Source organism: Blautia sp. HCN-1074, from assembly GCF_037890165.1.
Lineage (GTDB): Bacteria > Bacillota > Clostridia > Lachnospirales > Lachnospiraceae > Blautia_A.
This window is the reverse complement of record NZ_JBBKBP010000010.1, coordinates 20,209-40,883: the sequence shown is the minus strand read 5'-3', so window position 1 is coordinate 40,883 and position 20,675 is coordinate 20,209. Positions and strand designations below refer to the sequence as shown.

The following is a 20,675-nucleotide window of genomic DNA, read 5'->3' as shown; positions in this document are numbered from 1 at the left end:
ATAATACAGCAGATTTCATACAAGTTATATATTCATATTATGTAAACTGTATTAAATACAACTAACCAGGAGGTGAATTTATGATTGAGAAAATGAAGTTTCTGAGCATTACCGGTCCGAAAACCGATATTGACAGAGTGGTAAACACCTACCTATGCAAGTACGAAATCCATCTGGAAAATGCCCTTTCCGAGCTGACTGCAGTGGAGAGTCTTTCTCCCTTTATGGAGATTAATCCATATAAAGAAGCACTCACTACTGCTAACAGCTTTTATGAGGAGCTGACGGATACAAAGCAGATTTCCGTCCGATCAATGAATACGGAAGAGGCATTAAATACCATCCGCCGGCTTCAGTCCGATTATCAGGAACTGAGCAATACCCGCGCGGATCTGGAGAGTCAGCTTGCAGCACTTGATGAATCTTTGCGAGTGATCAGACCATTCAGAAACATCAATTACAACCTCTCCTCAATCCTGAAATTCCAGTTCATCCACTTCCGTTTCGGAAGAATTGAGAAGGAATATTATCAGAAATTTGAGAAGTATATTTATGAGAATCTGGACACGATCTTTATCAAATGTGACGAAGATGACCAGTATATCTGGGGTGTATATTTCGTGCCGGAACATGAAGCACAGAAGGTCAAAGCCGTCTACTCTTCCATGCATTTCGAGCGGATTTATATGCCGGATACTTATGAAGGGACTGCCAAATCAGCATTCGAAGAACTCACCAAAAAACGCAGCGATGTAGCTGCCAGACTGGAGTCTGCGAACCAGAAAAAAGCTGATTTTCTCCAGCAGAACAAAGAAGATATCGCAGCATCCCGCAACGCGATCGCACAGCTTTCCGGCAATTTTGATGTGCGCAGACTTGCAGCATGTACCCATGGGGATAAGGATGTCTTCTATATTTTATGTGGATGGATGACTGAGAAAGATGCACATTCTTTCCAGGCAGATATCAAGGATGACAGCCGTATCTTCTGCATTATTGATGGTGAAGAAGACGAGCATCTGAAACCTGGCGTGCACCAGCAGCCGCCGACCAAATTAAAGAATCCGAAGCTGTTCAAACCTTTTGAAATGTATATCAAAATGTATGGCCTTCCAGCCTACAATGAGATGGATCCGACATGGTTTGTGGCACTGACCTATTCCTTTATCTTCGGTGCAATGTTCGGTGATGTCGGACAGGGATTGCTGCTCTTTATCGGTGGTTTCCTGCTTTATAAATTTAAACATATCACACTGGCAGGTATCATCAGCTGCGCAGGTGTATTCTCCACATTCTTCGGATTTATGTTCGGAAGTATCTTCGGATTTGAAGATGTGATACCTGCCTTGTGGCTGCGTCCGATGAACAATATGATGTCTGTTCCGTTTATCGGAAAACTGAATACTGTATTTATCATTGCCATTGGTTTTGGTATGGGAATCATCCTTTTATGTATGGTATTTAACATCTTAAACGCATGGAAAGCCGGAGATATCGAGCATATCTGGTTCGATACAAACTCCATAGCAGGTCTGGTATTCTACGGATCCGCAGTTGTTTCCATCGCACTGATCCTGACCGGTCATACACTTCCGGGAGGAATCGTACTGTTTATCATGTTTGGTGTGCCGCTGATCCTGATTTTCCTGAAAGAGCCTCTCACAGCCCTTATCGAGAAGAAATCAGAAGTTATGCCGAAGGAAAAAGGAATGTTCATTGTACAGGGACTTTTTGAAATGTTTGAAGTCCTGTTAAGCTACTTCTCCAATACCCTTTCCTTTGTCCGTATCGGAGCTTTCGCAGTCAGCCATGCAGCTATGATGGAAGTTGTCCTCATGCTCGCAGGCGCGGAAAGTGGAAATCTTAACTGGGTAGTGGTAGTCCTTGGAAACCTTTTTGTATGCGGTATGGAAGGTCTGATCGTAGGTATCCAGGTACTTCGTCTGGAATATTACGAAATGTTCAGCCGTTTCTACAAAGGTACGGGACGTAAATTTGAGCCATTCCGCTCCGTAAAATAAACAAAGAAAAAATATCAAAACGTATAATACTTTTCAGTCAAGCGGATATTCGCAATCCGCTTCGCTACTTGCTCATAACCTAATAACTGCTTCGCAGTTTATTCGGTTAAAATAAAACCAAGAGGAGATTTAATTATGACAACAATAGCACAGATTATTTTAGCAATCGCATTGGTACTCAGCATCATCCTTCCATTTGGATACTATCTCATTGGCGAGAAAAACCGCGGTCGTTACAAAACAGCCATCGGCGTAAACGCATTCTTCTTCTTTGGCACAATGCTCATCGCCATCGCCGTAATGTTCACAGGTGCTTCTTCTGTACAAGCTGCTGCCGGTTCTGAGGCAGGTCTTGCAACAGGTATGGGCTACATCGCAGCAGCCCTTGTAACCGGTCTTTCCTGTATCGGTGGTGGTATTGCCGTTGCCAGTGCGGCAAGCGCAGCTTTAGGCGCTATCAGCGAGGATCAGAGTATCCTTGGTAAATCCCTTATCTTCGTAGGTCTTGCAGAAGGTGTTGCCCTTTACGGACTGATCATCTCCTTCATGATCCTGGGACAGTTATAAGATGCAGATGTTTTTGATCAGCGACAATATCGATACCTACACAGGGATGAGACTGGCAGGTGTAGAGGGTGTAGTTGTTCACACACATGATGAATTAAAAGATGCTTTGCAGAAAGCCATCTCCAATAAAGAAATCGGAATCATACTCCTGACCGAGAAATTCGGCCGGGAGTTTCCTGAAATTATTGATGATGTAAAGCTTCATCACAAGACCCCTCTGATCATCGAAATCCCCGACAGGCACGGTACTGGACGCAAACCGGATTTTATTACCTCATATGTAAATGAGGCGATTGGACTAAAACTATAGGCAGGTGTTAACATGACAATTGATGAAAAACTCAGCCATTTTTATGATATCACTGTTGAAGATGCCCGCGCAAAAGCTGCCGCCATTCTTGAAGAGCACAGACAGACTCTGGAAAAAATGACAGAAGAGCGCAAGGCCCTCAGTGAAGAAAATGCCCAGGCACAGATCAAAGCAGAAACCGCCAATGCAAGACGTGAAGTAAACAAGGCGCTTTCCGCAGAACAGCTCACGATCAAACGCGACTGGACCAAGAAACAGAATGATTTAAAAGAGAAAATCTTCTCTGAGGTAAAAGAACTTCTCAAATCCTTCACCAAAACTTCGGAATATGAAGATTATCTCAGTGAAAAGATCAAAGAGGCTCTGGACTTCGCCGAAAACGATGAAATCTCCATCTATCTTTCCCCGGAAGACAGCGCACTTTCAGAGAAGCTTCAACAGCGCACAGGCGCATCCATCCAGCTCGCCAAAGACTCTTTCCTTGGCGGTATCCGCGCCACGATTCCTCACAAGAACATCCTGATCGATCACTCTTTTGCAGGAAATTTCGAGGCAGCATACAAAGAATTCAAGTTTGACGGAGGACCAGAACATGAGTAATACAGGTATTATCTACGGTGTCAATGGCCCCGTCATTTATCTGAAGGGCGACAATGGATTTAAAATCTCCGAGATGGTTTATGTAGGTCCGGAACATCTGGTAGGTGAGATCATTGGCCTGAAAAAAGGCATGACCACCGTACAGGTTTTTGAGGAAACTACAGGACTCAAACCAGGAGATACAGTTACAGGTACAGGAGATGCAATCTCCGTACTTCTCGGACCTGGAATCATTCACAACATCTTTGACGGTATCCAGCGTCCCCTGGAAGAAATTGCCAAAGCTTCAGGCAAATATATTTCCCGAGGTGTCAGCGTAGACTCTCTTGACACAGAAAAAAAATGGAAAACACACATCACAGTAAAAGAAGGAGATGTCGTAGGACCTGGTTCTATCATCGCAGAAACCCAGGAAACCGATTCTATCCTTCATAAATCCATGGTGCCTCCGAATCTCACAGAAGCCACAGTTATCCATGCGGTTCCTGACGGAGAATACACCATTCTGGAACCAATCGTAACCATTCAGTTCGCAGACGGCACTACCAGAGATCTGGCACTTGCGCAGAAATGGCCGATCCGTATCCCAAGACCGACACACAAACGTTTCCCTGCAAGCGTTCCGCTTGTCACAGGCCAGCGTATCCTGGACACCCTCTTCCCGATTGCAAAAGGCGGTACAGCCGCTGTTCCGGGAGGTTTCGGTACCGGTAAAACAATGACACAGCATCAGATTGCCAAGTGGTCTGACGCAGATATCATCATCTACATTGGCTGCGGAGAGCGTGGTAATGAGATGACTCAGGTTCTGGAAGATTTCAGCAAACTGATCGACCCGAAATCCGGAAACCTGATGATGGACAGAACCACACTGATTGCCAATACTTCAAACATGCCGGTTGCGGCACGTGAAGCTTCTATTTATACAGGTGTTACCCTCGCGGAATATTACCGCGACATGGGCTACGACGTAGCCATCATGGCAGACTCCACTTCCCGTTGGGCTGAGGCACTTCGAGAGCTGTCAGGACGTCTGGAGGAAATGCCTGCCGAGGAAGGTTTCCCTGCATATCTGGCATCCAAGCTGTCCGCATTCTATGAGCGTGCGGGAATGATGCAGAACTTAAATGGAACGGAAGGCTCTGTCTCCATTATCGGAGCTGTTTCCCCTCAGGGTGGTGACTTCTCAGAGCCTGTCACACAGAACACCAAGCGTTTCGTCCGCTGCTTCTGGGGACTGGACAAATCTCTTGCCTATGCCCGTCACTTCCCTGCGATCCACTGGCTGACCAGCTACAGTGAATATCTGGAAGACCTGACACCATGGTACAGAGAACATGTTTCCCCGAAATTTGTGGCAGACAGAAACCAGCTGATGGCGATTCTGAATCAGGAAAGTTCCCTGATGGAGATCGTTAAACTGATAGGTAGTGACGTTCTTCCTGATGACCAGAAACTGACACTGGAAATCGCCAGAGTCATCCGTCTGGGATTCCTCCAGCAGAACGCTTTCCACGCAGAAGACACCTGCGTACCTATGGAAAAACAATTTAAGATGATGGAAACGATTCTCTATCTTTATGAAAAATGCCGCGCGCTGATCAACCGCGGAATGCCTGTTTCCATACTCAAAGAAGGCAACAATATTTTTGAAAAAATCATTTCCATTAAATATGATGTAGCAAATAATCAGCTTGAGAAATTTGACCAGTATAAACAGGATATCGACACTTTCTACGACGACATTATGAAGAGAAACGGCTGATGCCGGGAGAGGAGAAGTTTATGGCAATTGAATATTTAGGCTTAAGCGAAATAAACGGACCTCTGGTGGTCCTGGAAGGCGTCAAAAATGCCTCCTATGAGGAAATCGTAGAATTTCACATGGATGACGGGACTCGCAAGATCGGCCGTATTATTGAGATTTACGAGGACAAAGCTGTAATCCAGGTTTTCGAGGGAACAGACAGCATGTCCTTAAGCAATACCCACACAAGACTGACCGGACACCCAATGGAGATCGGACTTTCCCCGGAGATCCTGGGACGAACCTTCAATGGTATCGGCCAGCCAATCGACGGACTGGGCGACATCACCCCGGAAGTCAAATTAAACATCAACGGACTTCCACTGAACCCGGTAGCCCGCGAATACCCACGAAACTATATCAACACCGGTATCTCCGCGATTGACGGACTGACCACGCTGATCCGTGGTCAGAAGCTTCCGATTTTTTCCGGAAATGGTCTTCCACACGATAAGCTGGCTGCACAGATCGTACAGCAGGCATCCCTGGGAGAAGGCTCTGATGAAAAATTTGCCATTGTTTTCGCAGCAATGGGTGTCAAATATGATGTCGCAGAATTTTTCCGCCGTACCTTCGAGGAAAGCGGAGCTGCAGACCACGTAGTCATGTTCCTGAACCTGGCAAACGATCCGGTTGTTGAGCGTCTTCTTACACCGAAGATTGCCCTCACCGCCGCAGAGTATCTTGCTTTTGAAAAAGGAATGCACATCCTGGTCATCCTGACAGATATCACTTCTTTCTGCGAGGCCATGCGAGAAGTATCATCCTCAAAAGGTGAGATTCCGTCCCGTAAAGGTTACCCGGGCTATCTGTACAGTGAACTTGCAACCCTGTACGAGCGCGCCGGTATCGTCAAAGGCAAACCAGGTTCTGTAACTCAGATTCCAATCCTGACCATGCCTAACGATGATATCACTCACCCAATCCCTGACCTTACCGGTTATATCACCGAGGGCCAGATTGTTCTGGACAGACAGCTTCATGGGCAGGCAATCTACCCGCCGATCAACGTACTGCCATCCCTTTCCCGTCTGATGAAAGATGGTATCGGTGAAGGCTACACCCGAGCCGACCACCAGGACGTAGCAAACCAGCTTTTCTCCTGTTATGCAAAGGTTGGAGATGCCAGAGCCCTTGCTTCTGTTATCGGTGAGGATGAGCTCTCTCCACTGGATAAACGATATCTGGTATTTGGTAAGGCTTTTGAAAATGAATTCGTCGGTCAGTCAGAGACGGAGAACCGAAGCATCACCGAGACTCTTGATAAAGGCTGGGAGCTTCTGGGACTTCTTCCGAAGGAAGAACTTGACCGAATCGATACGAAGATCCTCGATAAATACTATCACGAAACAGTACGCTAAAAGAAGCGAGGTGATTGAATGGATCCGAATACCTTTCCCACCAAGGGAAACCTGATACTTGCAAAAAACTCGCTGAAACTTTCCCGTCAGGGTTATGAACTGATGGACAAGAAGCGTAACATCCTGATCCGCGAGATGATGGATCTGATTGATCAGGCAAAGGATATCCAGACGCAGATTGATGTCACTTTCCGCGCCGCTTACGCTGCGCTCCAGAAGGCAAATATGGAAATCGGCATTGCCTTTGTCCAGCAGATTGCCTGTACCGTTCCTATAGAGAATTCCATCCGTATCAAAACCCGAAGCGTTATGGGTACGGAGATTCCTCTTGTGGAATATGACAAAACCAGCAATACCCCAACCTACGCTTACTACAGCACAAAGATGTCCCTGGACGAAGCCAAGGCTGCATTCGAGAAGGTAAAAGAGCTGTCCATCCGCCTCTCTATGGTGGAAAACGCAGCCATCCGTCTCGCAGCCAACATCAAAAAGACGCAGAAACGTGCCAACGCACTGAAGAATATCACAATTCCGAAGTACGAGGCACTGACCAAGGATATCCAGAATGCACTGGAGGAAAAAGAGCGTGAGGAATTCACCAGATTGAAAGTCATCAAGCGAATGAAGCAAAAATAAATATAAAGTGATTAAAAACCGCCAGATGAATGTCCGGAATCCAAAATTCCGAACCCATCTGGCTGATTTTTATATGTGGAAAACTATTTAAAAAGTTATCCCCATCATTATTTGTTTTGTGTATCTGTCATCCACATCTGTCTCTCCTATGTGGAAATTTCATCTTTTACACACTCGGATTCTCTTTTTATATTCTGTTGTGTCTATCTGCACAATACCTTTTTGAATATTCTGATTATTTTTATATATAATCCTTTATTTTGTCTTTTGCGTGCAATATTATATGATTTTTAGAATATAAAAAAGTCAATAGATTTTTGATTTTTTCTGTCGTAAAATGCGGATTTATCATTTTACACAAAACATTCGTTTCTTTTTCTGTTATGTAAATCAAGTATTCCACACACATAAAATGTGGATAATGTGGATAACTTTGTGTATAACTTTAATTTACGGGATTTTTTAAAGGTTATACATGTGGATAGAATGTGTATGACTTTATCCACTTATCCCACCTTTCGACTTTCTTTGTGCAATTTGTCGAATCCTCTGTTTTATGCTTCTTATGGGTGGACAAACAAATATTCAAGAAAGACTCTACTCACTACTTATTACTGTCTGCAATTGAAGCAGGTGACTTACCCGGTTCACTTAAACAGACACATAAAAAGCCTCATTTATCGTTACTCAAATATAAGAGTAAGCTCTAAACGAGGCTTTTACATAATCACAATTATTCCATGAATGTTCCAATCGCTGTCGGCTGTTCATAATCATAGTTGGAAATCTTGATTCCTGTAGCAGCACCGCTGGCATGAATGATCTTTCCATCACCGATATAAAGCGCTACATGATCGATAGCTCCGCTTCCATAGAATACCAGATCTCCCGGCTCAATCTGGCTGATATCTTTCTTAGTGGAGGCATCACACTGGGCTGCTGCCACACGCGGAAGGCTATAGCCAAAGTTGGCAAATACAGACATTACAAAACCAGAACAGTCAGCACCGTTTGTAAGGCTTGTTCCACCGTATACATAAGGATTTCCCTCAAACTGCAGTGCAAAATCCACTACTGCCTGTCTCTTGGCGACACGCTTTGCTTCTGCCTCTTCGGCTGCTTTCTTCTTTGCATCCTCAACTGTCTGCCGGATACTCTCCAACGCTGCTGCCTTTTCCTGCTCTGCTTTCTCAGATGCATTTTCCGCCTTCTCGATTCTTCTCTCCTCGCGGATCTGGGCTGCTTCCTCTTTCTTCGCTACAAACTTCTGAGTTTCCTCTTCTGTCTGCTTCGCAAGAGCACTTGCCAGAGCACTCACACTTCCGGTTGCTTCGCTGCTGTCTGTTCCATCAGAAAACACCTGCTCACCGTCATCAAACTGTGCCGCACTCACTCCTTGTGTCAGAACCATAGAACTTACAGCTACTGCCATTAAAATTGCTTTTATTTTATTATTCATTTACCTGTCAACTCCTGTTAATATACACTCCAATCTCTGGGACACTTTCACTATGCTTCTATTTGGCATATTTCATATTGCCATGAATCAGACAAACACCTTCCAAATATCAGCTGGCGAACATCATTTACTGTTCACTCCGTGCCCAGTAACAAACATCATTCTCTACATTCCTTGAATAATGAAGCTTCGTTAATTGTTACGTTTTTGTTACAACAAGTTACGCATTTGTGTATATTAGCATAGTTTCCAAGTTATGTCAAATAAAAAAAGTATGAAATAGATATACTAATCAAGCTCTCTGTTAACGAATTCTCAAAATCAGAGTGAAGTATAACATTAATGCCGAATCAGATAATTATGTGCAGAAATCACCGCATTCGCGCCATCCGCCACCGCTGTCACAACCTGTCGCAGCATCTTTGTGCGGATATCTCCCGCCGCAAAAACACCCGGTGTTTCCGTAATTCCCTCTTCTCCCGCAATAATATATCCGGCTTCGTCAAGTTTCACCAGACCTTTGAATTTTTCTGTATTCGGAAGGATTCCTACAGCAATAAAAACTCCATCTGTATCGATTACGGATTCTGTATCATCCAGGACATTTCTGATTTTCAGTGCTGTGACGCATTCTGTACCCTGAATCTCCACTGCCACACTATTCCATATCATCTCCACATTCTCACATGCTGACAAGCTCTCCTGTAGGATCTCGTCTGCGCGCAATTCATCCCGTCTGTGAAGCAGATAAACTTTCTTACAGATTCTTGAAAGAAAGATTGCGTCCTCTACTGCCATATTTCCACCACCAACGACAACCGCGGTCTTATCCTTAAAGAAAGCACCATCGCAGGTAGCGCAGTAAGAAACACCCATTCCGGACAGTTCTTCTTCGCCAGGAATATTCAGTCTGCGATGGCTTGCACCACAGGCAAGGATCACTGTTTTCGCTCTGTATTCATGTTTCTTTGTTCGGATAATTTTCTCAGTTCCGGCATCTTCTACTGACAGGACATTCTCCCTTACAGGTTCAATTCCCAGCTTAGCCGCATGTGCTCCCATAGCCTCACCAAGATCCATCCCACTGATTCCCGGCATTCCCGGATAGTTGTCCACCTCGTAAGTGTTAAGTACCTGTCCGCCCTGGGCAAACTGCTTATCCAGCCATAAAATATTCATCTTCGCTCTGGCAGCATAGATTGCTGCGCTGATTCCCGCAGGACCTGCTCCCAGAATCGCTATATCATAAATCTCTGACATCCTCTTACCTCCATCTGTTGTTACCAAATATGATAGCATACTCACCCCTCTTTTCCAATAAGATAGTAAAAAGCGCCTTCCGAGGTGGATATGCGTATTTATAAGAGCATCCCCAAAAGACTCCTTGCCCTCTGCCTGGTTTTTGCCACAGGAATCGGACTGGGCTGCCTGTCCGATCATTTTATTTCAGAAAATTCCCGTTTTCAGGCTTTTACCGACGAATTATTTCAGTCTGAAGTAAGCAATAACACGCTCACCCTGCATTACACCCTCGCCAATCCCTCCAAAAAAGGAATCAAAAAACCCGAAGCCACCCTGGGTACTGTCCTCTCAGACTCAGACAAAACAACCAACATCTGCCAGAAATATGAAAAAAAACTGCAATCCTTTGCCTACTCCAAACTCTCCAAAGAAAACCAGCTTACCTGTGATCTGCTCCTTCTCTACTTCCACACCAGGGTATCCCTTGGAAAAAACAGCATTCTGGATGAGCCGCTAGGTCCAAGCCTGGGCGTGCAGGCACAGCTCCCGGTTCTTCTCGCAGAATATTCTTTCTATAAAAAAGAAGATATTTCCGATTATCTGAAACTCCTAAGTACCATAAAACCATATTTCCAGAGCATCCTGAAACTTGAAAATCAAAAGTCCCAGGCTGGTCTTTTCATGAGCAATACAACCCTTGACCGGATTCTGAAGCAATGCCGTTCCTTTATTGCTGATCCTGACTCCAACTATATGGATGACATTTTCACTCAGAAATTAAAAGCCTTCTCTAATCCTGCCCTGACTGACAAAGACCAGAAAAAGCTCTGTACATATCATCACAAACTAATCTGCGAAGAAGTAATTCCTGCCTATCAGGAGCTGATTAATGGTCTGGAGAAACTTCGCGGAACCGGGAAAAGCAGCCGGGGACTGGCTTTTTTTGAGGGCGGTCGTGAATACTATATTTATCTGCTCAGAAGCCAGACCGGAACCTACGTCCCTGTCAAGAGAATCGAACAGCGCCTGTCCTCCCAGCTTCTTTCTGATTATCAGCAGATCCGTTCTCTTCTTCAGAAAGATCCTGACTTGATTTCTGGTCTGTCCAGATACGTCAACGAACTTACACTGTCCCCGGAACAAATGCTGAATGCACTGCCCAAGCTTATGACTGAAGATTTTCCCACATTAAGCGATGTGACCTACGAGATCCGGTCTGTCCATCCATCCATGAAAAGTTTCCTCAGTCCGGCCTTTTACCTCACACCACCTGTTGACACCCAGAAGCCAAATGTGATTTACATTAATGATTCCGGCCGCACTACCAGTCTGGAACTCTTCGGCACTCTTGCCCACGAAGGATTTCCCGGACACCTGTATCAGACAGTTTCCTTCGCCCGAAGCAATCCCTCTGACATCAGATACCTTGTCGCTTCTTCCGGTTATGTGGAAGGCTGGGCCACTTATGTGGAATCCTACGGTTACGAATATGCTGCCTCCCTTATGAAAAACTCTGCCGCAGCCAAAAGCGCAGTCCGTCTGGCATGGCTGAACCGTAGTATGAACCTGTGCATCTACTCGCTGATAGACATTGGCATCCACTATCGTGGCTGGGACGCCGCCCGCACTGCTGCTTTTCTAAAAGCTTTCGGCATCACCAACGCCTCCACTGCAAATGAAATCTACCAGTATATTGTTGAAACCCCCGGGAATTATCTGAAATACTACTGGGGATACCTTAACTTCCTTGATCTGAAAACATCCAGCCAGAAAAAACTTGGCGATGATTTCAACCTGAAAGAATTCCACCGAAAGATTCTGGAAATCGGCCCGGTACAGTTTCCGGTACTGGAAAAATATATGAAATAGCCTTTGGCTGTCTGCTTTGTTCTTAAGAATCTTGTTTTTATTATTGAAAACAAAGTGGACAGCAGGTTTCTTTCACAATTTTCGCTTATGTACTTCATTTTATTTGACACTTTCAGCGAAACACAGTAAAATATTGATAAATATTATAATTATTTAATGTGAACAGTAACTATAACATTCCTATAGGAATTCCAGAAAATAATGCAAATAAGACCGTCTAGCAGAGTGCGAAGGACAAGGAAGATATCTGCAGGCGTGCTAACGCACGACAAAGATATCTGATGCAGGACTTCACGCTCTGATGGGTTGGATTAATTACAGTATTTTCGGGAATTGCTATAATTGCTATCATCGAGGGGACAATCATTATGATCAATGTACCATCAAACTTATCCGGAGCAGTCAACAGACAGACCGTTATGAATATTAACAATAAGAAAATCCAGGAGCCTCTGTCATCTCGCAATATTGATTCTATAAACACCAAATTTGTAAATGCTGCTTCTCCCAATTCCAACTCCACGCATACTGGTTCTATTAATACCCAATCTGTAAATGCCGCTTATATAAATACCAATTCCAGATCTGCTGGTCCGGTAAATACCAGATCTGCAAATACTGCTCCTACAAATTCAGGCAATCATAGTTTCAATTCCAGACCTGTTCCAACTATCAGAATTCCTGCCTTTAAGAACCCAGTCCGAAAAGGTCAGAAAATACCACTTGAAACTCAATCCCGGCTTACAGGAATTAAGGCGCATCTTGGATGGAATATTACAAATCCGGACTGTGATGTAGACGTATCCGCATTTCTTCTGAATAATACCGGAAAGGTTATCGGTGATTCATGGTTTGTATTCTATGGACAGGAATCCAGTCCTGACGGAAGCACTGTCTTTTTTGCCGATCAGGGACAGAATCGTGAAATGATCTCTATAGATTTCGTAAAATTAAACCCAGCCGTTTCAAAAATTGTTTTTGTCCTTACCATAAATGAAGCCCTGGAAAAGCATCTGAATTTCAGCATGATCAAAGACGCGTATATCCAGATTACCGATGCTTCAAACACTGAATTAGTCAGTTTCAAAATGGATGAATACTATTCCAACGTTACTTCCATGATGATAGGCGAAATATACCAGCATAACGGCATCTGGAAATTTAACGCGATCGGAAACGGCGTTTCCAGAGATCTCGCCGGACTCTGTGAATTATACGGAGTTCAGGTTATTTAAAAGGAGGACTATCATGTTAACATTTGAAACCATCAACGAATTAACTCTGAAAGTTACCTGTACCGGCAATGATGTTCTTTTTGTAAAAGCAGGAGCTTTTATAGCCGGAGACAATTCCGGCCCAAAGAATTACCGGTTTGAAAAAGTTCTTCTCGGCCCGCAGCAGAATCTCGGGCAGGCCCTGTTCGGACAGCTGGCACGAAGAGTCACTGGTGAAAACCTTCCATTGATGAAAGTCAATCTGAACGGTGATTCCGTTACATATTATGCAAACTACGGACAACATGTTGTGATCTACCAGCTGGCCCAGGGCGAAACTATTTCTGTTGAATCTGAGAACATTCTGGCATTTACTCAGGACTGTGATTATAGCGTCCGCTTTATCGGTGTCGGAGTTCTCTCCCAGAAAGGACTTGCTACTTCAACACTCACTGCACGCGGCAAGAATGCATATGTTGCAGTACTGTCAGACGGCAACCCAATCGTACTGAGCAATATTGGTAAAAACAATACCATTTCTGTCGATCCTGATGCAGTCATCTGCTGGGTAGGAAACGGCCACTGCGATCCAAGTGTTACTGCCGATGTATCCTGGAAAACCTTCATCGGACAGGCATCCGGCGAATCTTATCAGTTTGAATGGCACGCCGGAGACAACGTTACGGTTATCATTCAGCCATCAGAACGCCAGGGGGGAATTCGCGTAAGCATGGACTAATCCGGATAGAAGAAGAGGCAGAACTCATCACGTCAGTTCTGCCTCTTTCTTTAAGCATTTTTCCAGTAATGCTTCCGAAAATAATTTTCCGCTTTCCATCTCCATTACGTTTTCTTTTAAGTCTTCTTTTAAATCCGCTTTTAAACGAAACATCTTCCCAAATCCATCCGGAACGCATCCAAAGTCGCTCTCTTCTACCATAGAAACATCAAACTCACTGTCTCCGGCAGCCAGAATATATCCGGGATTCATTTTTTTCCGAAGTCGTTTCACAGCCATCCCTTTATTCAGCTTCTTAGGAACAACATATACTTTTTCTCCATTATGAAACACATCCACCAGTTCCGTCTTCAGCGTTTTGTTCAGATCCTTAATCACTTCATCCGGCTTTTCACATTTTGTAAAAACAAAAAGCTCATCTATAAATCTTACTTCAAATTTCCGCCGCGGATCCACTTCAAGAATACCGATGGCCTTATCCAGCTGCGGTCTGCTTTCCGCGATCATCTTCAAGGATTCGTAATACCATTCTTTGTCCCGTTCGCCATTCACAAGTAATACACCGCCATTGCAGACAAGTGCATACGGTATAGCTCCTATATGCAGATTGATACGTCTGTATTGTTCTTCCGTCCTCGTAGAAGTTGGTACAATCAGCATCTTGTCATTTACTTCTTTTAACAACGAGTAGGTTCTTTCAGAAATAAATGAGATTTCCCGTCCATTATATAACTCAACGTTTAATTTTTTCTCTCCGATATCATGCTTATATGAATATATAATCGTGTTATCCATATCAACGCACAAAATATTTTTCATCCATTTTCTCCAAAAAGAATGTGGTACAAGTGTTCCCTGCACCACATTCATGAAACTTCATAACTGCTTCATACATTCACAATCATATCACTTTTTAATTTACTTTGAAACGATTGCCTTTCTGATAAGATCCACCGGTATGATCAGTATGGCAAGTGCCATGGATACCAATAAAGCCTTAGGCTCAAGCATGGTTGTGCTGAATACTTTTCCACCAATCTCAATGATGATCGTCTGAAGCACAAAAATCGCACCCATTACCAGTAAGAAGTTCTTGTTCTCGCTAATGTGCTCAAACAGGTTAAACTTCTCTGATCTCGTATTCAGACTGTTAAAGATGATCGCATAGATGAAAAATGCAAACATAAATGTCTTCTCATAAAGCTCCGGATCTGCACAGGATACCGGTGTTACGAAACTTGTAATACCACCTATATTCTCAAGAATCAATATCGATCCCAGAGTAATAAAGATAGCACTCGTACCAATCGCAGATTTAATATAAGAAGTCAGGATATTATCAGTTCTCTTCGCCGGCTGCTCATTCATGTATCTGTCCAGAATCGGCTCACCGCCAAATGCCATAGCTGCCAGTGTATCCATGATCAGGTTGATCCACAGAATCTGGACAATGGAGAACGGCTCTGTCCATCCAAGTATCGGAGCGATAATGTTCATTAACAATGTACTGATATTTACAGTAAGCTGGAAAATAAGGAACTTACCAACAGATTTAGCCATTGTTCTACTGTTAAGTACACAGTCCTTAATAGATGTCAGACTGTTGTTAAGAATAACAACATCTCCGGCCTCCTGCGCAACTGCTGTACCATCTCCCATTGCAAAACCGATATCTGCCTGTTTCAATGCCGGAGCATCGTTGACACCGTCACCGGTCATACCACAGACATTGTCAAGCTGCTGTGACATAGATACCAGTCTCTTCTTATCAAGAGGTTTCGCTCTGCTGACTACCTTCAGATTTGGAAGAACTTTCTTAAGTTCTTCATCAGACATCTTCTCTAACTGCTCATGAGTGAGAACAACATCCTTCTTCTCATCCATAAGGATTCCCGCTTCTTTTGCAATCGCAACAGCAGTTTCTTCCGCATCACCGGTAACCATGACTACCTGGATTCCTGCATGGTTAAGAATCTCAACTGTCTCGATTGCATCTGTTCTTACATTATCACGCAGACACAGAACAGCCATAAGAACGGTTTTCGCACCGTCGATCTTTGCTACGGAGAGAAGCTTCATTGTTCTCTTCGCCTGTGCGTGCATCTGTTCTTTTACTTTATTCTTATCTGCTTCTGTGAACTCTTTTTCTTCTCCGTCAGGAAGCATATAGTGTGTTACTTTCTCAATGATGTTCTCTGTAGCACCTTTCCAGTAAACAAGTCCATTCTTAAGTGTTACAGTTGCACATTTCTTCTCTGAATCAAATCCGCTGATGTCTTCTACCTTATCCGGATCGTTGTCTGAATCATTGTATCCATGATTGAGCGCATAAGAAAGCAGCGCTCTGTCCATGTTGTTACTGCCGATGGCTTTTCCTTCGGCAGAAACCTTTGCAAGGTTATTCAGGGTAATTGCCTCAATAAACTCTTTGTTCTGAATAGAATCAATGATATCGCCTTTACCTGTGATAAACTCAACCAATGACAGATTTCCTTCTGTGATTGTTCCTGTTTTATCACTGAACAGCACGTTCATATAAGCTGAATCAGAGAATGCTGCTTTATGGCTGACAAGAATATTCTTCTTATACATGGACTCTGTATTCATTGACTGAACCAGACTGTTCATCATCGGAAGACCTTCCGGAACTGCCATGATTACGATAGATGCCATAAGCATAACTGCCTCTGCGATAACAAGAAGAACTGAAACAACTGTAATTGCTTCGTCCGCTCTTACAAGAGTCAGCACAACATGTAAGATACCAGCAATTGCCGCTGCAGAGACACCTAATTTACCGATTCCTGCTGCAACCCCCTCCAGTTTAAGGCTGGAAGTATCTTTTCTCTCTTCTTCCTCATCAGTATCAGTCAGTGCTTTATTAATCTTTCCTAATTCTGAGTTATCGCCGATGACTGTTGCAACCATATATCCTTCACCGGAAGTTACTACAGAACCCATGAAAACTTTTCCTACTGAGGAATAATCAGTGGATTCTGCATCAGCCATATCTGACACTGCTGCCTTGTTTTCATCTCTTGACTCACCGTTTAAGGCAGCCTGGGAAACTTTGATTTTTCCTTCAAATATTAAGCCATCGGCCGGAACTTTATCTCCCGCCTGTACAAGAATCGTGTCGCCTTTCACAATCTCGCTTGTAAGAATATTGACAAGCTTTCCGTTTCTCATAACTTTGGCATAAGTTTTACTGTATTCTTCCTGAAGTGCTTCACTTCTTGAAGTATTTCTGTATTCTGACAAAGTACTGAATCCGGTGGCAAGTGCGATTGCGATTACAATACTGATGATCTCTACAACGTCATTTCCGCCAGATAATGCCGGGACAAAAATTCCAAGAATTGCCAGGATCACTTTAAGCGCCAGTGCCGCACACAGAACTTTGATCCAGATATCATCAAATGCGCCGATAAACATGGACCAGAGTGACTCTGTTTCCTTCTTGGCAAGCTCATTGGTGCCATATTTCGCTTTACTTTCATTAACCTGCGAATCGGATAATCCGCACATTAATTGTTTTTTGTTCATATCACTCATATATCTGAATGACCTCCTCATTTTAATCTCTTATAAGAACAAATTCCTACCAGCGAGGTTGACTATAGTGACAGGATTTTGACTTATATATCTCATACTCTTACGCTTTTATACCAGAATCTCTCTCTGAAATAAAAGACTGTTAGATATTCACAAAAGAGGAACTATCGCATAGTCCCTCTTATTCGTAAATAAATGGTTATCTCCAATACTCAGGATTATGAAAATCTTCGGCAGAGTTCTCCAATTCCCGGATCGGTTGTTCCATTTCCCATCGCATTAAATTTCCACTCACCGTTATGTCTATATATTTCCCCAAAAATCATCGCAGTCATTCCTGAATAATTTTCGGTCAGATTATATTTGCACATTTCTTTATTGTTTCTGGCATCAACCAGACGGATAAAGGCATTTTCAATCATTCCGAAATGCTGTTTTCTCTGAACTGCCTGATAAATATTTACAACAATAACGATCTTATCGTATTCAGCCGGAACTCTTGACAGGTCGATAACAATCTGTTCGTCATCTCCTTCTCCCTCTCCGGTAAGGTTATCTCCCATATGATTTACTGTGCCGGATTTATGTTTCAGATTTCCGAAATATACTAAATCGGTTCTGTCCACGAATTTTCCATTCTTCAGCATGATTGCAGAAGCATCGCAATCGATTGCCTGATGTGTTGTAGCAGCGCCGCCAAACAACGTTGCGAAGAATCCACCACCACCGCCACCTGACGGTTTCGCTTCATCCCATCCAAGTCCGACAATAACCTTCGCTAATCCTGCATTATCCTTTGACAGATTTACTTTCTGTCCTTTCTGTAAGCTGACTGACATAAGTTTTCCTCCTATTCCACTGCGATACCATAGCTATTGCACAAAGCAGCTAAGCCGCCCTGATAACCGCTTCCGATGGCATTGAATTTCCACTCATTACCATTCTTATATAATTCGCCAAATACAACTGCAGTTTCGATAGAGAAATCCTCGCCAAGATCATAGCGAAGAATCTCCTGTCCTGTAGCCTCGTTAACAATTCTTACAAAAGCATTGGAAACCTGTCCAAAGTTCTGACGTCTCTCCTCCGCTTCATAAATCGTAACGGTAAATGCAATCTTTGTTATATTTGCAGGAATCTTTGAAAGATCGATTTTTATCTGTTCATCATCTCCATCGCCTGCTCCGGTAAGGTTATCTCCCATATGCTGAATCGCACCGGATGGATGTGTAAGATTTCCATAAAATACAAAATCCTTCCGATCGGAAACTTTTCCGGAATCAGTCAGACAAAATGCTGCTGCATCAAGATCGAAATCTCCGCCTGTATCAAATGCATTGATATCCCATCCTATACCAACAACCACATTTTTGAGTCCCGGATTTTCTTTTGTAAGGCTTACTTTCTGGCCCTTTTTTAAACTAATCGGCATATCTTTATCCTCCTATGCTACTTCAATACCATAATGACCGCAGAGTGCTGCAAGTCCGCCCTGGAAACCACTTCCAATGGCATTAAACTTCCACTCTCCGTTATGTCTGTAAAGCTCTCCGACAACTACAGCAGTCTCAATGGAGAAATCCTCTCCAAGATCGTAATGGATCAGTTCCACATTATTTGCTTCATCTACCAGACGGATATAAGAATTGGAAACCTGTCCGAAATTCTGGCGTCTTTCTTCCGCTTCATAAATGGTAACTGTAAATGCGATTCTCTCAACATTTGCCGGAACTTTTGTAAGATCAACCATGATCTGCTCATCATCGCCTTCACCCTCACCGGTAAGGTTATCTCCCATATGTTCAACAGATTCGCTTGCATGTTTCAGATTACCATAGAAAATAAATTCTTTCTCTGTCGGGCATTTTCCATTAGCGCCAAGCATAAATGCTGCTGCATCAAGGTCAAAATCTGAACCTGAATCAAACGCATTTACATCCCATCCCAGACCTACCATAATCTTCTTAAGTCCCGGGTTCTTCTTTGTTAAGTCTACTTTCTGTCCTTTGGATAAATTGATTGGCATATTAGTGGTCCTCCTTAATATTTTTTAACTGTTCATCAGCTTTATCATTCTGAATCGCTATGTTATATATTATCTGTTACTGTTCATTCCGTTCCCGGTAACTATTATCTCCTCGCCTGTGGCATGTGATAATTCCGGTTGAAATCCTGTTTGATAGCCTCTAAACGAATCTGATCATCCTGACGTTTCTTTCTGGCTTCTTCCTGAATCCTCTGCGTCTCCTCGATTCCACTTGTAATGGTTCTCCAGGTTTTCTCCAGAGTCTCGATCTGAATCGAACTTCCCGATGCCATTCTGGCTGTTGCCTTTGAAACATCAACGGTATTCTGGGCATTTTTGATAAGCATTTCATTCGTTTTCTTATCCAGCTCTGAAATAGCATCTGCCTGAATCTTCTGTCTCTTAAGAAGAATCGCCTGTGCAAGCGCCTGCTTGAAAATCGGAAGAGTAACAATAAATGCTGAATTAATCTTTCTCACCAGATTATAATTGCTGAATGCCATGGTCTTGATCATAGGAATTGACTGCATCGCAACATTCTCAGCAGTTCTCAGATCCTGTGTTCTCTGCTCCATCATCTGCAATGCCTGATTTAATGTCGTAAGCTCAAACTGAATCGACTGATCTCCGGTGTTCTCCATGTCCTGCTGTCTCTGTGCAATATAGGCTTCGATTTCCTTGCATGCCTGCTCGCCTGCCAGAATATACTTAACCAGTTCATGATAATAATTTACGTTAACATCAAACATCGTATTCAGCTTTCTGTTTGACTCCTTAATCTCAGCCTCATATCCTTTAAGCTGAACATAAATTTTATCAACTTCCTCGCCCATTGTGTGATACTTCGCCAGTATCTTATCAAGCTGCTTTTTGAAATTTCCGAAAAGCTTTCCAAAAAGTCCCGGATTATCTTTGATCTCATTTATATCAAACTGATCCATAATCTTGGCTAATGACTTAAGCATCTCACTCGTCTCATCCAGCTGCGACATGTTCATACTGTTAAGAACTACGTCCGATGCCTTTGAAATCTCTTCTGCTACTTTTGCGCCAAAAGATACGATCGTATCCATGTTATAAACTTCAATCGTACTGACGATCTGATCAACTTCTTCTGAGTTCACTAAATTGTCGTTCATCTGCTGCCTGTCAGCAACAATATCGTATTGCTCCACTACCTCAATCTCATTCTTCTCTGCTGAATAACCGCTGCCTGCCTGAGGTGTATTTCCCATTGATGAACCCCTGCTGAAATCAAGTCCCATAAGC

The 20,675-nt window shown here is 43.4% G+C and carries 18 protein-coding genes; 10 read left to right on the top strand and 8 right to left on the bottom strand.

What is annotated here, in order from left to right; all coding sequences use genetic code 11:
- The first annotated feature begins 80 nt into the window (after window positions 1-80).
- The 7 genes from WKT11_RS10270 to WKT11_RS10240 all read left to right on the top strand — a co-directional run bounded on the left by WKT11_RS10270 (window position 81) and on the right by WKT11_RS10240 (window position 7,302).
- Window positions 81-2,021 carry a V-type ATP synthase subunit I gene (locus WKT11_RS10270; protein WP_340284145.1) on the top strand — a complete coding sequence of 647 codons (1,941 nt, stop codon included), beginning with the start codon at window positions 81-83 and terminating at the stop codon, window positions 2,019-2,021.
- A 135-nt stretch (window positions 2,022-2,156) separates the two neighbouring features.
- Window positions 2,157-2,588, top strand: a complete 432-nt coding sequence (locus WKT11_RS10265; RefSeq protein ID WP_019163225.1) for an ATP synthase subunit C — start codon at window positions 2,157-2,159, stop codon at window positions 2,586-2,588.
- 1 nt (window position 2,589) lies between these two features.
- The gene (locus tag WKT11_RS10260) at window positions 2,590-2,898 is read left to right on the top strand and encodes a V-type ATP synthase subunit F (protein ID WP_008705340.1); all 309 of its coding nucleotides are present in this window, start codon (window positions 2,590-2,592) and stop codon (window positions 2,896-2,898) included.
- 12 nt (window positions 2,899-2,910) lie between these two features.
- A complete protein-coding gene (locus WKT11_RS10255; RefSeq protein WP_118136286.1) occupies window positions 2,911-3,498 on the top strand; it encodes a V-type ATP synthase subunit E in 588 nt (195 codons plus the stop codon).
- Window positions 3,491-5,263: a V-type ATP synthase subunit A gene (locus WKT11_RS10250; protein WP_118136288.1), complete on the top strand. Its 1,773-nt coding sequence runs from the start codon at window positions 3,491-3,493 to the stop codon at window positions 5,261-5,263. The genes WKT11_RS10255 and WKT11_RS10250 overlap by 8 nt, the downstream gene beginning before the upstream one ends.
- Window positions 5,264-5,283: 20 nt before the next feature.
- Complete coding sequence (locus WKT11_RS10245; RefSeq protein WP_117675715.1) at window positions 5,284-6,666, top strand: V-type ATP synthase subunit B; 1,383 nt, start codon at window positions 5,284-5,286, stop codon at window positions 6,664-6,666.
- Window positions 6,667-6,684: 18 nt separating this feature from the next.
- Window positions 6,685-7,302, top strand: a complete 618-nt coding sequence (locus WKT11_RS10240; RefSeq protein ID WP_117675657.1) for a V-type ATP synthase subunit D — start codon at window positions 6,685-6,687, stop codon at window positions 7,300-7,302.
- 733 nt (window positions 7,303-8,035) lie between these two features.
- Here the strand turns inward: WKT11_RS10240 and WKT11_RS10235 are convergent.
- Window positions 8,036-8,761, bottom strand: coding sequence for a C40 family peptidase (locus WKT11_RS10235; RefSeq protein ID WP_118136290.1), 726 nt, complete (start codon window positions 8,759-8,761; stop codon window positions 8,036-8,038).
- Between the two features lie 339 nt (window positions 8,762-9,100).
- Window positions 9,101-10,021 (bottom strand): thioredoxin-disulfide reductase, encoded by a 921-nt coding sequence (gene trxB, locus WKT11_RS10230; RefSeq protein WP_340284136.1) that lies wholly within the window; start codon window positions 10,019-10,021, stop codon window positions 9,101-9,103.
- A 90-nt stretch (window positions 10,022-10,111) separates the two neighbouring features.
- On the opposite strand from trxB, the gene WKT11_RS10225 reads away from it, so the two are divergent.
- From WKT11_RS10225 to WKT11_RS10215, 3 genes are all read left to right on the top strand, one after another.
- Entirely contained in the window at window positions 10,112-11,872 is a 1,761-nt protein-coding gene (locus tag WKT11_RS10225) for a DUF885 domain-containing protein (protein ID WP_118774939.1), read from the top strand.
- 368 nt (window positions 11,873-12,240) lie between these two features.
- Window positions 12,241-13,107 (top strand): TerD family protein, encoded by an 867-nt coding sequence (locus WKT11_RS10220; RefSeq protein ID WP_118629686.1) that lies wholly within the window; start codon window positions 12,241-12,243, stop codon window positions 13,105-13,107.
- A gap of 13 nt (window positions 13,108-13,120) precedes the next feature.
- Window positions 13,121-13,825 (top strand): AIM24 family protein, encoded by a 705-nt coding sequence (locus tag WKT11_RS10215; protein ID WP_117675667.1) that lies wholly within the window; start codon window positions 13,121-13,123, stop codon window positions 13,823-13,825.
- Between the two features lie 27 nt (window positions 13,826-13,852).
- Here WKT11_RS10215 and WKT11_RS10210 read toward each other — a convergent pair whose 3' ends face one another.
- The 6 genes from WKT11_RS10210 to WKT11_RS10185 all read right to left on the bottom strand — a co-directional run bounded on the left by WKT11_RS10210 (window position 13,853) and on the right by WKT11_RS10185 (window position 20,671).
- The gene (locus WKT11_RS10210; RefSeq protein ID WP_340284130.1) at window positions 13,853-14,644 is read right to left on the bottom strand and encodes an HAD hydrolase family protein; all 792 of its coding nucleotides are present in this window, start codon (window positions 14,642-14,644) and stop codon (window positions 13,853-13,855) included.
- 99 nt (window positions 14,645-14,743) lie between these two features.
- On the bottom strand, window positions 14,744-17,380 hold the full coding sequence (locus WKT11_RS10205) for a cation-translocating P-type ATPase (RefSeq protein ID WP_340284128.1): 2,637 nt from the start codon (window positions 17,378-17,380) through the stop codon (window positions 14,744-14,746).
- Between the two features lie 218 nt (window positions 17,381-17,598).
- On the bottom strand, window positions 17,599-18,219 hold the full coding sequence (locus WKT11_RS10200; RefSeq protein WP_117845333.1) for a TerD family protein: 621 nt from the start codon (window positions 18,217-18,219) through the stop codon (window positions 17,599-17,601).
- Between the two features lie 11 nt (window positions 18,220-18,230).
- Entirely contained in the window at window positions 18,231-18,812 is a 582-nt protein-coding gene (locus WKT11_RS10195) for a TerD family protein (protein WP_340284125.1), read from the bottom strand.
- Window positions 18,813-18,824: 12 nt separating this feature from the next.
- The gene (locus WKT11_RS10190; protein ID WP_117675675.1) at window positions 18,825-19,406 is read right to left on the bottom strand and encodes a TerD family protein; all 582 of its coding nucleotides are present in this window, start codon (window positions 19,404-19,406) and stop codon (window positions 18,825-18,827) included.
- A 104-nt stretch (window positions 19,407-19,510) separates the two neighbouring features.
- Complete coding sequence (locus WKT11_RS10185; RefSeq protein ID WP_117675677.1) at window positions 19,511-20,671, bottom strand: toxic anion resistance protein; 1,161 nt, start codon at window positions 20,669-20,671, stop codon at window positions 19,511-19,513.
- Window positions 20,672-20,675: the final 4 nt, after the last annotated feature.

What these genes read in the sequence shown, in the direction of transcription:
- WKT11_RS10220 (WP_118629686.1), top strand. Translation starts at nt 12,241, where the DNA reads ATGATCAATGTACCATCAAACTTATCCGGAGCAGTCAACAGACAGACC.
- WKT11_RS10185 (WP_117675677.1), bottom strand. Translation starts at nt 20,671, where the DNA reads ATGGGACTTGATTTCAGCAGGGGTTCATCAATGGGAAATACACCTCAG.
- WKT11_RS10190 (WP_117675675.1), bottom strand. Translation starts at nt 19,406, where the DNA reads ATGCCAATCAATTTATCCAAAGGACAGAAAGTAGACTTAACAAAGAAG.
- WKT11_RS10250 (WP_118136288.1), top strand. Translation starts at nt 3,491, where the DNA reads ATGAGTAATACAGGTATTATCTACGGTGTCAATGGCCCCGTCATTTAT.
- WKT11_RS10240 (WP_117675657.1), top strand. Translation starts at nt 6,685, where the DNA reads ATGGATCCGAATACCTTTCCCACCAAGGGAAACCTGATACTTGCAAAA.
- WKT11_RS10235 (WP_118136290.1), bottom strand. Translation starts at nt 8,761, where the DNA reads ATGAATAATAAAATAAAAGCAATTTTAATGGCAGTAGCTGTAAGTTCT.
- WKT11_RS10205 (WP_340284128.1), bottom strand. Translation starts at nt 17,380, where the DNA reads ATGAGTGATATGAACAAAAAACAATTAATGTGCGGATTATCCGATTCG.
- WKT11_RS10255 (WP_118136286.1), top strand. Translation starts at nt 2,911, where the DNA reads ATGACAATTGATGAAAAACTCAGCCATTTTTATGATATCACTGTTGAA.
- WKT11_RS10210 (WP_340284130.1), bottom strand. Translation starts at nt 14,644, where the DNA reads ATGAAAAATATTTTGTGCGTTGATATGGATAACACGATTATATATTCA.
- WKT11_RS10195 (WP_340284125.1), bottom strand. Translation starts at nt 18,812, where the DNA reads ATGCCGATTAGTTTAAAAAAGGGCCAGAAAGTAAGCCTTACAAAAGAA.
- WKT11_RS10245 (WP_117675715.1), top strand. Translation starts at nt 5,284, where the DNA reads ATGGCAATTGAATATTTAGGCTTAAGCGAAATAAACGGACCTCTGGTG.
- WKT11_RS10225 (WP_118774939.1), top strand. Translation starts at nt 10,112, where the DNA reads ATGCGTATTTATAAGAGCATCCCCAAAAGACTCCTTGCCCTCTGCCTG.
- trxB (WP_340284136.1), bottom strand. Translation starts at nt 10,021, where the DNA reads ATGTCAGAGATTTATGATATAGCGATTCTGGGAGCAGGTCCTGCGGGA.
- WKT11_RS10260 (WP_008705340.1), top strand. Translation starts at nt 2,590, where the DNA reads ATGCAGATGTTTTTGATCAGCGACAATATCGATACCTACACAGGGATG.
- WKT11_RS10270 (WP_340284145.1), top strand. Translation starts at nt 81, where the DNA reads ATGATTGAGAAAATGAAGTTTCTGAGCATTACCGGTCCGAAAACCGAT.
- WKT11_RS10200 (WP_117845333.1), bottom strand. Translation starts at nt 18,219, where the DNA reads ATGTCAGTCAGCTTACAGAAAGGACAGAAAGTAAATCTGTCAAAGGAT.
- WKT11_RS10265 (WP_019163225.1), top strand. Translation starts at nt 2,157, where the DNA reads ATGACAACAATAGCACAGATTATTTTAGCAATCGCATTGGTACTCAGC.
- WKT11_RS10215 (WP_117675667.1), top strand. Translation starts at nt 13,121, where the DNA reads ATGTTAACATTTGAAACCATCAACGAATTAACTCTGAAAGTTACCTGT.